The organism is Streptomyces sp. Root431 (genome assembly GCF_001426585.1).
GTDB classification, from domain to species: Bacteria; Actinomycetota; Actinomycetes; order Streptomycetales; family Streptomycetaceae; genus Streptomyces; species Streptomyces stackebrandtii.
Genome location: NZ_LMEI01000007.1, coordinates 238,941 through 253,446, shown reverse-complemented (window position 1 = coordinate 253,446; position 14,506 = coordinate 238,941). Strand labels below are relative to the sequence as shown.

General features: G+C 72.8%; 14 protein-coding genes. 7 read left to right on the top strand and 7 right to left on the bottom strand.

Annotation, left to right across the window (positions count from 1 at the left end):
• Positions 1-21: 21 nt before the first annotated feature.
• Positions 22-744 carry a ferritin-like fold-containing protein gene (locus ASC82_RS08420; RefSeq protein WP_024759557.1) on the bottom strand — a complete coding sequence of 241 codons (723 nt, stop codon included), beginning with the start codon at positions 742-744 and terminating at the stop codon, positions 22-24.
• A 484-nt stretch (positions 745-1,228) separates the two neighbouring features.
• Here ASC82_RS08420 and ASC82_RS08415 point away from each other — a divergent pair, with 484 nt between their 5' ends.
• Positions 1,229-3,712, top strand: coding sequence for a DEAD/DEAH box helicase (locus tag ASC82_RS08415; RefSeq protein WP_056643826.1), 2,484 nt, complete (start codon positions 1,229-1,231; stop codon positions 3,710-3,712).
• 112 nt (positions 3,713-3,824) lie between these two features.
• Complete coding sequence (locus ASC82_RS08410) at positions 3,825-4,715, top strand: alpha/beta hydrolase (protein ID WP_056643823.1); 891 nt, start codon at positions 3,825-3,827, stop codon at positions 4,713-4,715.
• Between the two features lie 5 nt (positions 4,716-4,720).
• Here the strand turns inward: ASC82_RS08410 and ASC82_RS08405 are convergent, their stop codons facing one another.
• Positions 4,721-5,554 carry an NYN domain-containing protein gene (locus ASC82_RS08405; protein ID WP_223835462.1) on the bottom strand — a complete coding sequence of 278 codons (834 nt, stop codon included), beginning with the start codon at positions 5,552-5,554 and terminating at the stop codon, positions 4,721-4,723.
• A 349-nt stretch (positions 5,555-5,903) separates the two neighbouring features.
• Here ASC82_RS08405 and ASC82_RS29935 point away from each other — a divergent pair, with 349 nt between their 5' ends.
• Positions 5,904-6,056, top strand: coding sequence for a hypothetical protein (locus ASC82_RS29935; protein WP_099054331.1), 153 nt, complete (start codon positions 5,904-5,906; stop codon positions 6,054-6,056).
• Between the two features lie 103 nt (positions 6,057-6,159).
• On the opposite strand, the gene ASC82_RS08400 is transcribed toward ASC82_RS29935, so the two are convergent.
• From ASC82_RS08400 to ASC82_RS08385, 4 genes are all read right to left on the bottom strand, one after another.
• Positions 6,160-6,765 (bottom strand): MarC family protein, encoded by a 606-nt coding sequence (locus ASC82_RS08400; RefSeq protein WP_056643821.1) that lies wholly within the window; start codon positions 6,763-6,765, stop codon positions 6,160-6,162.
• Between the two features lie 333 nt (positions 6,766-7,098).
• Positions 7,099-7,959, bottom strand: a complete 861-nt coding sequence (locus ASC82_RS08395; RefSeq protein WP_056643819.1) for a PHP domain-containing protein — start codon at positions 7,957-7,959, stop codon at positions 7,099-7,101.
• A 96-nt stretch (positions 7,960-8,055) separates the two neighbouring features.
• Positions 8,056-8,694 carry a DUF6758 family protein gene (locus ASC82_RS08390; RefSeq protein ID WP_024758885.1) on the bottom strand — a complete coding sequence of 213 codons (639 nt, stop codon included), beginning with the start codon at positions 8,692-8,694 and terminating at the stop codon, positions 8,056-8,058.
• A gap of 193 nt (positions 8,695-8,887) precedes the next feature.
• Entirely contained in the window at positions 8,888-9,472 is a 585-nt protein-coding gene (locus ASC82_RS08385) for a suppressor of fused domain protein (protein ID WP_056643817.1), read from the bottom strand.
• A gap of 440 nt (positions 9,473-9,912) precedes the next feature.
• Here ASC82_RS08385 and ASC82_RS08380 point away from each other — a divergent pair, with 440 nt between their 5' ends.
• Positions 9,913-11,040, top strand: coding sequence for a magnesium and cobalt transport protein CorA (locus ASC82_RS08380; RefSeq protein ID WP_056643815.1), 1,128 nt, complete (start codon positions 9,913-9,915; stop codon positions 11,038-11,040).
• Positions 11,041-11,065: 25 nt separating this feature from the next.
• Complete coding sequence (locus tag ASC82_RS08375) at positions 11,066-11,572, top strand: hypothetical protein (protein ID WP_056643813.1); 507 nt, start codon at positions 11,066-11,068, stop codon at positions 11,570-11,572.
• A gap of 12 nt (positions 11,573-11,584) precedes the next feature.
• On the opposite strand, the gene ASC82_RS08370 is transcribed toward ASC82_RS08375, so the two are convergent.
• Positions 11,585-12,343: a hypothetical protein gene (locus ASC82_RS08370; protein ID WP_056643810.1), complete on the bottom strand. Its 759-nt coding sequence runs from the start codon at positions 12,341-12,343 to the stop codon at positions 11,585-11,587.
• Between the two features lie 295 nt (positions 12,344-12,638).
• Between ASC82_RS08370 and ASC82_RS08365 the strand changes: the two genes are divergently transcribed.
• Together ASC82_RS08365 and ASC82_RS08360 are read left to right on the top strand one after the other, a co-directional pair.
• The gene (locus tag ASC82_RS08365; RefSeq protein WP_056643808.1) at positions 12,639-13,922 is read left to right on the top strand and encodes a CBS domain-containing protein; all 1,284 of its coding nucleotides are present in this window, start codon (positions 12,639-12,641) and stop codon (positions 13,920-13,922) included.
• Positions 13,912-14,484, top strand: a complete 573-nt coding sequence (locus ASC82_RS08360) for a DUF1003 domain-containing protein (protein WP_056643806.1) — start codon at positions 13,912-13,914, stop codon at positions 14,482-14,484. Before ASC82_RS08365 ends, ASC82_RS08360 begins: the two co-directional genes overlap by 11 nt.
• Positions 14,485-14,506: the final 22 nt, after the last annotated feature.

Genomic DNA, 14,506 nt, shown 5'->3' with positions numbered 1-14,506 from the left:
CGACCCGGGCCGTTCGGACGACTAGGCGGCCAGGCCGAGTGCGGCCATCCGCTTGGTGTGGGCCTCGGTGATCCGGGAGAACATCCGGCCGACCTCGGCGAGGTCGAAACCGTCCGCGACACCGCCGACCAGCATCGTCGACAGCGCGTCGCGCTCGGCGACGACGCGCTGGGCCTGCGAGAGCGCCTCGCCCATCAGGCGGCGCGCCCAGAGCGCGAGCCGGCCGCCGACGCGGGGGTCGGCGTCGATCGCCGCGCGGACCTTCTCCACCGCGAAGTTGCCGTGGCCGGTGTCGTCGAGCACCGACAGGACGAGCCCGCGGGTGTCGGAGTCGAGCCGGGCCGCGACCTCCCGGTAGAAGTCACTGGCGATCGAGTCGCCGACGTACGCCTTGACCAGGCCTTCCAGCCAGTCCGAGGGCGCGGTCTGGCGGTGGAAGTCGTCGAGCGCCTTGGCGAAGGGCTCCATCGCGGCGGTCGGCTCGGCGTCCACGGCGGCCAGGCGGTTGCGCAGCTGCTCGAAGTGGTGGAACTCGGCCGAGGCCATCTTCGCCAGCTCCGCCTTGTCGGCGAGGGTCGGCGCCAGCTTGGCGTCCTCGGCGAGCCGCTCGAAGGCCGCCAGCTCTCCGTAGGCCAGCGCGCCGAGGAGGTCGATCACGGCGGCGCGGTACTGCGGCTCGGCGGATGCCGTGGCCCAGTCCTCGGCGGCGATCCCGGTCGGTGTGGCGTTGTCAGGCGTCTCCATGGAGCGCACAATAGCCCGCTCCCGCCGCCGGGAAGGCCCTGGTCAGTCAGTGTGACCGTGCCCTCATCACGTTTTCTCCCAACACACATGCGCGATTCCGGGGTACAGTGATAAAGCGCCTGCTGAGTATGCGGACATGCTTTCGCACGTTCGGACGTATTCGGTGGGCCGACTCATGAATGAGGATGCCCGGTCGGTGCCCCGATCGGCTCCGGCCCGACAGCCCTTCCGGCGGACCCCGCGGAAGGGTCACCCTCAGCGGTACGACGCTCGAGCGACGGCAGTGGTCCCGTGCCACCCGGCAGTGATCTTTTCGATCCGGCCGGAAGTACCCGGCACGGTACGACCCCCATCGTTCGCCTCGCCCCGCGTCCACAGAAGAGGCAGCACCCTGACTACGACTTTCCGAGAGCTCGGAATCCTTCCTGAGACGGCCGAGGCCCTTGAGGCCGTCGGCATCGTCACCCCCTTCCCCATCCAGGAGATGACCCTCCCGGTCGCCCTCACCGGCACCGACGTCATCGGCCAGGCCAAGACCGGCACGGGCAAGACCCTCGGCTTCGGCCTTCCCATCCTGGAGCGCGTGACCGTTCCCGCGGACGTCGAGGCCGGCCGGGCCAAGCCCGAGCAGCTGACCGACGCCCCGCAGGCGCTCGTCGTCGTCCCCACCCGCGAGCTGTGCCAGCAGGTCACCAACGACCTCCTCACCGCCGGCAAGGTGCGCAACGTCCGCGTGCTCGCCATCTACGGCGGCCGCGCGTACGAGCCCCAGGTCGAGGCCCTCAAGAAGGGCGTCGACGTCGTCGTCGGCACCCCCGGCCGACTGCTCGACCTGGCCGGCCAGCGCAAGCTCGACCTGTCGCACGTCAAGGTCCTCGTCCTCGACGAGGCCGACGAGATGCTCGACCTGGGCTTCCTGCCCGACGTCGAGAAGATCATGAACATGCTTCCGGCCAAGCGTCAGACGATGCTGTTCTCGGCGACCATGCCGGGCGCGGTCATCGGCCTGGCCCGCCGCTACATGTCGCAGCCCACGCACATCCGGGCCACCTCGCCCGACGGCGAGGGCGCGACCGTCGCCAACATCAAGCAGCACGTCTACCGCGCGCACAACATGGACAAGCCGGAGATGGTCTCCCGCATCCTCCAGGCCAACGGCCGCGGGCTCGCGATGATCTTCTGCCGTACGAAGCGCACGGCGGCCGACATCGCCGAGCAGCTGGAGCGGCGCGGCTTCGCGTCCGGCGCGGTCCACGGCGACCTCGGCCAGGGCGCCCGCGAGCAGGCGCTGCGCGCCTTCCGCAACGGCAAGGTCGACGTCCTCGTCTGCACCGACGTCGCCGCGCGCGGCATCGACGTCGAGGGTGTCACCCACGTCATCAACTACCAGTCCCCCGAGGACGAGAAGACCTTCCTCCACCGCGTCGGCCGCACCGGCCGCGCGGGCGCCAAGGGCACGGCCGTGACGCTGGTCGACTGGGACGACATCCCCCGCTGGCAGCTCATCAACAAGGCGCTGGAGCTGGACTTCCACGACCCGGTCGAGACGTACTCCTCGTCCCCGCACCTCTACGAGGAGCTGGACATCCCGGCGGGCACCAAGGGCATCCTGCCCCGCACCGAGCGGACCCGTGCGGGTCTCGGCGCGGAGGAGCTGGAGGACCTGGGCGAGCCCGGCGGTCGCCGTGGCCGTGGCCCGAAGGCCGCCGAGCGGACCGAGCAGGTCGAGGAGCGCCCGGCCCGTACGCGGACCCCGCGTCAGCGCCGGCGCACCCGTGGCGGCAGCGAGCTCGGTGACGCCCCGGCGTCGACGGCTCCCGCCACCACCGTGTCGGCCGCTCCGGTGACCGAGGACGCCCCGGCCGAGGCCGGCCCGCGCACCCCGCGTCGCCGCCGCCGTACCCGTCCGGGCGGCCCCGGTGCCGCGCCGGTCGCCCAGGCGGCTCCGGTCGCCCAGGCTGCTCCGGTCGTGGAGACCGCTCCGGTCGTCGAGGCCGCTCCGGTCGTGAAGGCCGCTCCGGCCCCCGTCGCCGAGGAGCCGAAGGCTCCCCGTCGTCGTGCCCGCGCCGCCCGCCCGGAGGCCGTGACGGCCGCGCCCGTCGCCCCGGCCCCCGTGTTCCAGGAGGCCGCCCCGGCGCCCCGCCGTCGTCGCCCCCGCGTGCTGCGGCCGGTCGAGGACACCGTGTCGTTCCAGACGGTCGAGACGGCCGCTGCCGCCCTGCGGAAGGCTCCGATCGTCGAGGCGCCCGCCGCCCCGGTCGTCGAGGCCCCCGTGGAGACCCCGGCGGAGCCGAAGAAGGCCCCGCGTCGCCGTTCGGCCAAGAAGGCCGTCGCGGAGCCGGTCGTCGAGACCGTCGCCGCCCCGGTCGTCGAGGCCGTCGCCGCTCCGGTGGCGGAGACCGTCGAGGTCACGGCCGAGGTTCCCGCCCCGCGCCGTCGCCGTGCGGTCCGCAAGGCCACCGGATCCCCGGTGACCRCCGAGGCRCCGGTGGCCGAGGCCCCCGTCGYCGAGGCGATCGTCGAGCCGGTCGTCGAGGAGGCCCCCAAGGCCCCCCGCGCCCGCCGCACCGCCCGCAGGCCCGCCGGATCCCCGGTGACCACCGAGGCACCGGTGGCCGAGGCCCCSGTCGCCGAGCCGGTCGCCGCCCCCGTCGCGGAGCCCGTTGTCGAGGAGGCCCCCAAGGCTCCCCGCGCCCGCCGCACGACCAAGAAGGCCGCGGCCTCCGAGGTCGTCGCCGAGGCCGTCGAGGCCCCGGTGGCCGAGGAGGCCCCGAAGGCTCCGCGTCGCCGCGCGACGAAGAAGGCGGTCGCCGCCGAGGCGCCCGACGCTTCGGAGCCGAAGACGCCGACGCGTCGCCGTACGACGAAGAAGGCCGCGGCCGTCGAGGCCCCGGCCGTCGAGGAGGCCCCCAAGGCTCCGCGTCGCCGCACCACGAAGAAGGCGGCGGCGGCTCAGCCCGAGAGCTGATCCCCTCCCCCGTCACAGCCGTGCGGCCCGGTCCCTCCCCAGGGGCCGGGCCGCACGGCTGTGAGGGCAGGGGCCCCGGGCCGTACCCCGCTCCCGCCGTTACAGTCCAGATATGAGCAAGCCCCGTTCCCTCGCACTGCCTCCCCGCACCCGAGCCCGCCGCCTGGTGACCGCGCGGGGCGACTTCGCCGTCCTCGACGCGGCGCCCGAGGGCAGGCGGCGCGGGACGGTGCTGCTGCTGCCCGGGTACACCGGCAGCAAGGAGGACTTCCTGGCGCTGCTCGGCCCGCTGAGCGAGGCCGGGTACCGGGCGGTGGCGGTGGACGGGCGGGGCCAGCACGAGACCCCTGGCCCGCGCGGCCGGGCCGCCTACCGGCGCAGGGCGCTCGCGCTCGACGCGGTCGCGCAGGCCGCCGCCCTCGGCGACGGGCCCGTGCACCTGCTCGGCCACTCCTTCGGCGGCCTCGTGGCCCGCGCCGCGGCCACGCTCGCGCCGGACGCCTTCCGCTCGCTCACTCTGCTCTCCTCAGGGCCAGGCCGGGTCGCGCGGCCGCAGCGGATCCGGATCCGGGTGCTGCGGGCCGCGCTGGCGCTGCTGCCGAAGGAGCGGGTCTGGCAGGCGATGTGCTGGCTGGACAGTCGGGGCGAGGAGCCGGACACGGACGACGCTCCCGCACTCGCCGGCTTCCTGCGGCGGCGCTGGATGCGGACCCGGATCGCCCAGCTCGCCGGCGCCGGACGGCTCCTCCTGCACGATCCGGACGGCATGCCGGAGCTGCTGGCGCTGCGGATGCCGCTGCACATCGCGTACGGGGCGGACGAGATGGTCTGGCCGACGGCGGAGCTGGCCGCGGCGGCGACCCGCACGGGCGCGCACCACACGGTGGTCGAGGGCGCGGGCCACTCCCCGAACGTCTCGCACCCGCGCGAGCTGGCGGCCCGGCTCACCGGCTTCTGGGAGCGGGCCGCCGCCCGCGAGGAAGCCGGTGCGGCAGCCCCGTAAGCCCGTCAGTACTGCGTCTTGAGGTGCTGCCAGAAGCCGTCCCGCAGGGCGCGCCGCAAGGAGGCGTGCCCGCGCAGCGAGCGGCTCAGCAGGCGCTCCGCCTCGACGAGCAGGTCCTGGTCGACGGGGCCCGGGAGGTAGGGGGCGCCGGGCAGGAGCTCGGCGAGCCGGTCCCGGCCGCGCTCGGCGAGCCAGGTCGCGGCGATCTGGGCGCCGACGAAGCGGACCTCCTCGCGGGAGGGCGGCGGCTCGCCCTCGTTCTCGTACGTCGTGACGGGGCGGCGCGTGACGTACGGGCGGCAGAAGTCGAGCTCGAAGGTGCGCTGGCTGTCGACCTCCCAGAGGAGCGCCTCGGCCTGGTTGCGGCCCTCGGCGGCCTCGATGCCCCAGAGGTGGACGCGGGCGCCGTAGCCCTGGGCGGCCTCGACGGCCGAGACGAGGTCCTCGTCGCCGCCGACGAGGGCGGCGTCGCTGATGGCGCGGTGGCGGGCGAGGGACTCCAGATCGGTGCGGATCAGGGAGTCGACGCCCTTCTGCTGGTTGTTGGCGTTGAGGTTGCCGAGGCGCACCTTGACGTCGGGGAGCTCGGCGATGGCCTGCTGCTCGGGGGTGTGGATGCGGCGCCGGGCGCCGTCGTACCAGTAGACGCGGAGCAGTCTGCTGTCCGCGAAGATCGTGCGGGCCTTGTCAATGAAGGCCTCGATCAGGCCCTCGGCGTCGAGGTCGAAGGAGCGCCGGTCCTCGGTGCCCGTCACCAGCAACCCGGCCGCAGCATGGACGTAACCTGCGTCGACGAAGATGGCGTGGGTGGAAGGGGTTTTGGCTACCTCGGCCAGCATCCGCTGGAGGAGCTCATTGGTGCGCTCCACGCGGGCGTCGAGCGCGCTCAGACGGGCGTCGATCGACTGCGCGTCGGCGTCGGCGCTGCCTGCGTCGTCGGCTTCGGTGGCGGCGTCCGTGGTCGCGTCGGCGGTCGCGTCGGTGGGTGCGTCGGTGGTCTCTGCGTCGTTCATACGGGGCTCATTCTCCGCCGCCGGAGACCGTGCCGCCACACCCCCCTACCCGCCGGTAGTTAGACATCCGAAAATTTTCCTTAGCGTAAGGAATGTTTGCAGGATGCACGTCGTTGGACACCTACGTAACCCAGTTCTCCTCCAGGAGGATCAACTCAGACGAAGGGAGAAGCCCATGCGCTTCGAAATCCTGCGCCTCGACGACATCGACGGCACGCCCGTCGACAGCACGGTCGTGGACGCCGCCTCCGTCAATCGGATCGTGCAGCAGGCCGCCGCGATCGGCCAGCGCATCTGGATCCGCCCCGCCGAGACCTCGGCCTCGTAACAGGCCGGGTCCACCTCAACGCACCGCGCCCCCGCACGGACTTCGCAGAGCGGAATCCGTACGGGGGCGCAGTGGTGTCCGGAGCCGGGGCGGCCCCCAGGGGTCAGGCCCCCTGGATCACCTGCGTGATGCCGTTGATGATCTGCTGCACCGCGATGGCGGAGAGCATCATGCCGGCGAGGCGGGTCACGAGGACGACGCCGCCGTCCTTGATGACCCGGATGATCAGCAGCGAGTACCGCATGGTCAGCCAGAGCACGACGTGCATGGCGACGATGGCGGCCCAGACGGAGACCTGCGCGGCGGCGCTGTCGGCGTGCTGCACCGCGAGGATGACCGAGACGATCGCGCCGGGACCGGCCAGCAGCGGCATGCCGAGCGGCACCAGGGCGACGTTCACGTCCTTCGTCTGCTTCGGCTCGTCGGTCTTGCCGGTGAGCAGGTCGAGCGCGATGAGCAGCAGGAGCAGACCGCCCGCGATCATCAGCGCGGGCACGGAGACGTGCAGATACGCGAGGATCTGCTGCCCCAGGATGCCGAAGACGGTGATGACGCCGAGGGCCACGGCGACGGCCTGCCAGGCCATCCGGCGCTGGACCTTGGCCGGGCGGCCGGAGGTGAGGGCGAGGAAGATCGGCGTGATCCCGGGGGGATCCATGATCACGAAGAGGGTCAGGAACAGCGAGCCGAAGACGGCGGCGTCGAACACGGTGGGGTGCCTTGCGGGAGAGTCGAACGGTGGGGTGTGGGCTCCCACTGCCGGAATGTGGAGTTCCGCCAGCGGGCCGACGTGGGGACGTCCACCGCGCGGCACGGAGCCGCGCGGGTGACGCGAACGGGTACGGGTGGGGGCGGGGGCGTACGGGCGCCCCGCCGAGGGTGACCGGCGGGATTCCGCGCCGCCCGGCGCGCGCGGGACGAGCGCGGGCGCGGATCGGCGGATCGTGGTGTCCGCCCCGGCCGGCTCGACCGCGGGGTCCGTCCGTTCCGGACGGCCGCCGGGGCCGTGCCCCTCAGGGCCTCGGCCCCGCCCCCTCAGGGGCTAGGCGGCTCCCCCCGTGCCCGGGACCGCGAAGGCCCCTGTGGCACGGCGGATGATCTCGCCGTAGATCTCGGGGTCGGTGGTGCAGTCGCCGAGGCGACAGGTCTTGCGGCTGCCGTGGTAGTCGCTGGAGCCCGTGACCAGCAGGCCGAGCTCCTTCGCGAGCCCGCGCAGCCGCGCGCGCGTCGCCTCGTCGTGGTCCATGTGGTCGACCTCGATGCCGTCGAGTCCGGCGTCGGCCAGCCGGGCTATCGCCGCCTCCGGCACGACCTCGCCGCGCTTGACGGCGAGCGGGTGCGCGAAGACGGTGACGCCGCCGGCGGCCTTGACCAGGCGGATCGCCTCGATCGGGTCCAGCTCGTGCTTCCCGACGTACGCCCGGCCGCCGTCGGCGAGCCAGTCGGGCGTGAAGGCCCCGGACACGTCCGGTACGACCCCGAGCTCGACGAGCGCCTCGGCGACGTGCGGGCGGCCGACGGAGCCGTCGCCGGCGATCCGGGCGACCTGCTCCCAGGTGACGGGGACGCCGAGCTCCTGGAGCTTGCCGACCATGGCCCGCGCGCGCGGCACGCGGTCGTCACGGACGAGCTCACGCTCGGCGAGGAGCGCGGGCTCCTCCGGATCGAAGAGGTACGCGAGCATGTGCAGGCCGACGCCGTCGAGCCGGCAGGACAGCTCGGCGCCGGTGACGAGGGTCAGTCCCTCGGGCAGCGCGGCGATCGCCTCGGCGTGGCCCCGGGTGGTGTCGTGGTCCGTCAGCGCGACGACGTCGAGCCCGGCCGCGGCCGCGTTCCTGACAAGTTCGGCCGGCGAGTCCGTGCCGTCGGAAGCCGTGGAGTGGGTGTGCAGATCGATGCGCACGACGCGGTACTCCGGGGGCTCGGCACGGACGAGGGACGCTTCAGCATAACGGGCGAATCGAACAGCCCTGTACGGATCCGGTCCCCCGGTCGCCCGTTACTTCAGCAGCCTCGGGGTGAGGGCGCCGCACGGCAGGAGCTCGACCTCGGCGCCCGCGTCCCGGAGGTCCGTCAGGACCAGCTCGTCGTACATCAGGAGGCCGGACTGCTCGGGCCAGACGATCGCCCACAGCCAGAGGCCGCGCGCCTCGCCCGCGAAGACCGCCCGGTCCTGCGGGGTGCCGGTGACGTGCCACAGCGGGGTGGGACGCCCGGCGGCGAGCACCTTCGCCTGGGGCGGCTTGTCGATGGCCATGCCGGAGCCGGGATCGAGGCCGTCGATGCCGGCGTACCGCGCGCCGAGGCCGACGCCGAGTTCCTCGGCGATCAGGAGCAGCTCGCCGATCCCGCCGAGCGGGCCGGGGCCCGAGCAGGCGACGGCCGTCGCGCGGCCGCCGCTGCGATCGTCACCCGCGTACGCGACACCGGTGAAGAGCCAGCCGACGGGCAGGGGCCACGGCATCCACACCGGCACCTGGGACCGGTGCACGACGACACCGAGGGCCTCGACGCTGGGTGGGATGACGGGCTGGAGCGGGTGCACCGAGCCGTGCACGTCACACTGCCAGGAGTCGGCGAAGAGACCGGGCGCCCTGACCCTGCCACCGCACTTCGGACAACTGGGTTCGCCCCTCATAGGGCTCAACGGTCCTACCCCTCGGGCCCCGCGTCAAGGACGGCCGCGGACGATCACCCGTCCGGCCCGAGCCGTTCACCCGGGGTGGCCGGCCACGACACCCGGAAGACCCCCGGTCGAGGCCGGAGCCCGGTCCTCGGACCGAGCCCTCGGCTCACCGCCACGCCGCTCGGCTCACCCTCACGCCCCTCGGTCAGTCCAGGCTCACGGACTTGCGCAGCGGATCGCGCAGATCCGTCCCCCGGGCCAGCCAGCGCTCCTCCAGCGCCTGTGCCCCGTGCACCCGCTTCCACGCGGCCTCGTTCGAGGTCATCGGGAGGAGGGGCAGGAAGCGGACCGGGTCGAGCGGCGCGTCCAGCTCCAGGTCCTCCACCAGGCCGCCGGACTCGGCGACCAGGACCGAGCTGAAGCCGGCGCCCGGCCAGAGCGGCTCGCCGACGTCGAGCGAGGCGCCGGGGGCCACGACGAGGCCCTCGACCTGCGGGGTGGCGGCGAGCACGGCGAGCGGGCGCAGCACCTTGTCGGTGTCGGCGAGGCCGGCCCGCACGGTGAGGACGAGCTCCGCGCGCGGGCCCTTCACGGGGTCCGCGAGCGCGGCGGTCGGATCGGCCATCGGCGAGGCGGACATCCCGAGGGTCGCGTACCGCACGAGGTCGCCGTCGACGAAGCGGAGCACCTCGATCCGGTCGGTGCCGAGGAACGTCACCGCGGCCCGCGCGTCCGGTTCACCGAGCGCCGTCCGCAGCCGGGCTTCGACCAGAGCAAGAACTTCTCCCATGAGCTGAGCATAAAGCGCGTATGGAACGGGCAAAGTCAGGGATTGACCCTCTGTCGGCTGATAGTCTTGGCCGCTGGTCGGGAGTCACGAACTCCTGATTACTCGTCACACGTCATCCCCCAAGGGGGACCGGCCGGAGGAGGTGGGGCTGCGATGGACCGAAGTCGGTCGGGCAGTACCAGTCGCTCTTCCGCCCCGCACCCGAGCCCGGTGCGTCTCACTCTCCGGTGATCCCGGGTCCCGCAAGGGACCGGCCTTCTCCGGCACCGGGCATCCGGCATCTCGCACGACGGAAGAGCATTTCGCCTTTGCCTGTCTGTAGCGAACGCCGTCACCGCGATTCCCCGGTGCCGCCCGCTTTGTGGACGACGTAGCTCCACGTCCCCATTCCGGGCTGTGCCACGCATCGCACCGACGGCCTCTCCGTGAGGAGCATGCCCATGTCGATGATCCGTGACCTGCGCGCCGCCGTCCGGCCGAGCCTGCGGCACACCCTGCGCAAGACCCCCACCACGTACACCTCGTACGACCCCACCCGCGACCACTCGGCCTCCAGCGCCGTCGTCGACTGCGCCGTCTACCGCGACGGGCGCCGGGTCGACGACCGCGACTGCCTCACGCCCCGCGGCGCGATGAGCCAGGTGCGGGAGAGCGGCGGCTTCGCCTGGATCGGGCTCCACGAGCCCACCGAGGCCGAATTCGCCGGTATCGCCGCCGAGTTCGGGCTGCACCCACTCGCCGTCGAGGACGCCGTCCACGCCCACCAGCGACCCAAGCTGGAGCGGTACGACGACACCCTCTTCACCGTCTTCAAGACGATCCACTACGTCGAGCACGCCGAGCTCACCGCGACCAGCGAGGTCGTCGAGACCGGCGAGGTCATGTGCTTCACGGGCCCCGACTTCGTCATCACCGTCCGGCACGGCGGCCAGGGCTCCCTGCGCAACCTCCGCCACCGCCTCCAGGGCGAGCCCGAACTCCTCGCCAAGGGCCCCTCGGCCGTGCTGCACGCCATCGCCGACCACGTCGTCGACGGCTACATCGCGGTCGCCGACGCCGTCGAGCTGGACATCGACCAGCTGGAGATCGACGTCTTCTCGCCGGCCACGAAGGGCTCCACCCGCGGTACGGACACGGGCCGGATCTACCAGCTCAAGCGCGAGGTGCTGGAGTTCAAGCGGGCCGTCACCCCGCTCCTGCGCCCGCTGACGCTGCTCAGCGAGCGGCCGATGCGGCTCGTCGACCCCGACATCCAGAAGTACTTCCGGGACGTCGCCGACCACCTCGCCCGCGTCCAGGAGCAGGTCGTCGGCTTCGACGAGCTCCTCAACTCGATCCTCCAGGCCAACCTGGCGCAGGCGACCGTCGCGCAGAACGAGGACATGCGCAAGATCACCTCGTGGGCGGCGATCGTCGCCGTCCCCACGGCGGTCTGCGGCGTCTACGGCATGAACTTCGACCACATGCCCGAGCTGCACTGGAAGTACGGCTACCCGATGGTGCTCACCGGCATCATCGCGGTCTGCTTCACCATCCACCGCACGCTCAAGCGCAACGGCTGGCTGTAGGACGGCTCCCGCTAGGCTTCGGGCCATGACTGAAGAGCTGCCAGGGTCCGCCCTCGTCGAGGAGGCCACCAAGAAGTCCGGCCTCGTCTGGGTGCGCGGGACCGGCCCCGCCCGCGCGCTCTGGCACGTCTGGCACGACGGCGCGGCGCACGTCGTCGGCGACGGTCCTGGCGAGCAGCCGCTGCCGGGCCTCGCGGACGGCGGGACGGTGGAGGTCACGGTCCGCAGCAAGGACAAGGGCGGGCGGCTCGTCGCCTGGACGGCCGCCGTGCGCGAGCTCTCCCCCGGTACGGACGAGTGGGAGGCCGCGGTCGCCGAGCTGAAGGGCAAGCGGCTGAACGCCCCCGACGGCGAGGCCATGACGGGGCGCTGGGCGCGCGAATGCCGCGTGCTGCGGCTCGACCCCCGCTCCTCGACGACGGAGCTGCCGGACGGCTCCCTGGCCGCCGTACCGCTGCCCTCGGAGGCCACGACCCGCCGGCCGGTGCCGGCCGCGCTCCCGAAGCTGCTGTTCAGGAAGCGCCGCAAGTAACGCGGCGCGTCCTCACGTCCGCGGCAGCTGCTTGCCGTAGTCGAGGGTCTGGTCCTTCGACGGCTCCGCGAGCGGGAAGTCCTTGTTCCACTCGGAGAGCACCACGACGCCCGCTCCCCCGCCCCGCGCGAACTGCAGCGGGTACGGGGAGCCCTCCAGGGCCACGTCGAGCGTGCCGCCCTCGCCCTCCGCGCCGCCCTTGACCTTGATCGTGCGGACTCCGCCGATCTGGTCCCGGTCGCCCTTGACCTTCTCCCCGTGCAGGCCGATCAGCCCGGCGAGGAGCACGTCCATGTCGGTGAAGCCGCGGAACTGCTTGTACGAGGGGTCGCCCTGCGGCACCTTGACGTACATGTCGTCGAGCTTGTCGGCGGCCTCGGTGTCCGCCTCGGTGGGCTCCCGGGTCGCCTTGTCGTCGTGCGCCCAGAAGTCGGCGTCCGCCTTCAGGTAGAGCGCGTCGCCGATCCGCAGCAGCTCGAAGGTGCTGTTCTTCGTCGTCACCGAGCCGGCGGCGCCGTCCTGCTTGAGCCGCATGTTGAGCTTGAAGGTGCCGCCCTTGCTGACGAGCGTGCCCGAGAGGCGTACCGCCTTCGCCGCGTCCGCGGCCGACTGCGCCTTCTGCTCGATCTCGGGCGCGGAGAGCTTCCCGACCCCGTTGGTCCCCTCGTCCGGATCGGCGCCGCAGGCGGTGAGTCCGGCTGTCAGCCCGGCGCAGAGCGCCAAGGGCACGACGGCCCTGCGGATACGCGATGACGGGGTACGAACGGCCATCTGCGCTGCCTCTCGTGTCGTGGGGGGATACGCCGGGCGTGGCCCGTACGGGGTGCCGTCGGAGGCCGCGGGCCGGGGCCGGCGGAATGACCGGGTCCGGTGGCCGGGGCCGAGTGGGGGGACGGCAGACCGCAGCGTACCCGGGCGAGGTGACGGGCCCGGCAGGCAGCCGTACGGAGTCGTTGCCGGAGCGGGGCGGAACGGCACGGGCTAGCCTGAACCCGGCAAAGCTCTGCAATCACCGGCAAAGCTCTTGCCACGACTCGAATCGTGCGGCACCGAGGAGGCGCGTGGCATGGCGGCAGGCGCCCCCCGGATCTTCGTCTCCCACCTCGCGGGAGTCCCCGTCTTCGACCCCGTCGGCGACCAGGTCGGCCGGGTCAGCGACCTCGTCGCGATGCTCCGGGTCGGCCGCAGACCGCCCCGGCTGCTCGGCATGGTCGTGGAGGTGCTGAGCCGCCGCAGGGTCTTCGTCCCGATGACCCGCATCACCGGCGTCGAGTCGGGACAGGTCATCACCACGGGCGTCGTCAACATGCGGCGCTTCGAGCAGCGCCCCACCGAGCGGCTCGTCCTCGGCGAGCTCCTCGACCGGCGCGTCCGGCTCGTGGGCGCCGACGGCCAGGAGGGCGAGGAGGTCACCGTCCTCGACGTCGCCATCCAGCAGCTGCCCGCCCGCCGCGACTGGGAGATCGACAAGGTCTTCGTCCGCAAGGGCAAGGGCGGGGTGCTGAGCCGCAAGGGCGAGACGCTGACCGTCGAGTGGTCGGCCGTCACCGGCTTCTCCCTGGAGGAGGAGGGACAGGGCGCGGAGAGCCTCGTCGCCACCTTCGAGAAGCTGCGCCCCGCCGACCTCGCCAACGTCCTGCACCACCTCTCCCCCAAGCGGCGCGCCGAGGTCGCCGCGGCCCTCGACGACGACCGGCTCGCCGACGTCCTCGAAGAGCTGCCGGAGGACGACCAGATCGAGATCCTCGGCAAGCTGAAGGAGGAGCGCGCGGCCGACGTCCTGGAGGCGATGGACCCGGACGACGCGGCCGACCTGCTGTCCGAGCTGCCCGAGGAGGACCAGGAGCGGCTCCTGACCCTGATGCAGCCGGACGACGCCGCCGACGTGCGACGCCTCCTGTCGTACGAGGAGCGCACGGCCGGCGGTCTGATGACGACCGAGCCGATCGTGCTGCGGCCGGACGCCACGGTCGCGGACGCGCTGGCCCGGGTGCGCCAGCAGGACCTGTCGCCGGCGCTCGCCGCGCAGGTGTACGTGTGCCGGCCGCCGGACGAGACGCCGACCGGGAAGTACCTGGGCACCGTGCACTTCCAGCGGCTGCTGCGGGACCCGCCGTTCACCCTGGTCAGTTCGCTCGTGGACAGCGACCTGCCACCGCTCGGCCCGGACACCCCGCTGCCCGCCGTCACCAGCTACCTCGCCGCCTACAACATGGTCGCCGCGCCCGTCGTGGACGAGAGCGGTTCGCTGCTCGGCGCGGTCACCGTCGACGACGTGCTCGACCATCTGCTGCCGGAGGACTGGCGGGAGACGGAGTTCCACGAGGAGGGGACCGGGCATGGCCGCTGAGCGGGGGCAGGAGAGGGAGCGGGAACGGGAGCGGGACCGGCCGATGGTGGCCCGGATCCGGCTCGACCTGCCGCGCGAGCGCCGGCCCAGGTTCCTTCCGGAGTACGACCCGGAGGCCTTCGGGCGGATGTCCGAGCGGATCGCCCGCTTCCTGGGCACCGGGCGCTTCCTCGTCTGGATGACCCTGACGATCATCGTCTGGGTCGTGTGGAACATCTTCGCCCCGGCGACGCTGCGGTTCGACGAGTACCCGTTCATTTTCCTGACGCTCGCCCTGTCCCTCCAGGCCTCGTACGCGGCGCCGCTGATCCTGCTCGCCCAGAACCGGCAGGACGACCGGGACCGGGTCAACCTGGAGCAGGACCGGAAGCAGAACGAGCGGTCGATCGCGGACACCGAGTACCTGACCCGGGAGATCGCGGCGCTCCGCATGGGCCTCGGCGAGGTCGCGACGCGCGACTGGATCCGCTCGGAGCTCCAGGACCTGATCAAGGAGCTGGAGGAGCGCCGGGATCTATTCCCGACCGGCGAAGGTCACGGAAGTGACGTACCCGACCGTTGACAGCCCTTTCATGGGCCGGTGG

Coding starts and splice junctions, on each gene's coding strand:
- ASC82_RS08420 (WP_024759557.1), bottom strand. CDS start 744: ATGGAGACGCCTGACAACGCCACACCGACCGGGATCGCCGCCGAGGAC.
- ASC82_RS08410 (WP_056643823.1), top strand. CDS start 3,825: ATGAGCAAGCCCCGTTCCCTCGCACTGCCTCCCCGCACCCGAGCCCGC.
- ASC82_RS08405 (WP_223835462.1), bottom strand. CDS start 5,554: ATGCTGGCCGAGGTAGCCAAAACCCCTTCCACCCACGCCATCTTCGTC.
- ASC82_RS29935 (WP_099054331.1), top strand. CDS start 5,904: ATGCGCTTCGAAATCCTGCGCCTCGACGACATCGACGGCACGCCCGTC.
- ASC82_RS08390 (WP_024758885.1), bottom strand. CDS start 8,694: ATGAGGGGCGAACCCAGTTGTCCGAAGTGCGGTGGCAGGGTCAGGGCG.
- ASC82_RS08385 (WP_056643817.1), bottom strand. CDS start 9,472: ATGGGAGAAGTTCTTGCTCTGGTCGAAGCCCGGCTGCGGACGGCGCTC.
- ASC82_RS08380 (WP_056643815.1), top strand. CDS start 9,913: ATGTCGATGATCCGTGACCTGCGCGCCGCCGTCCGGCCGAGCCTGCGG.
- ASC82_RS08375 (WP_056643813.1), top strand. CDS start 11,066: ATGACTGAAGAGCTGCCAGGGTCCGCCCTCGTCGAGGAGGCCACCAAG.
- ASC82_RS08370 (WP_056643810.1), bottom strand. CDS start 12,343: ATGGCCGTTCGTACCCCGTCATCGCGTATCCGCAGGGCCGTCGTGCCC.
- ASC82_RS08365 (WP_056643808.1), top strand. CDS start 12,639: ATGGCGGCAGGCGCCCCCCGGATCTTCGTCTCCCACCTCGCGGGAGTC.
- ASC82_RS08360 (WP_056643806.1), top strand. CDS start 13,912: ATGGCCGCTGAGCGGGGGCAGGAGAGGGAGCGGGAACGGGAGCGGGAC.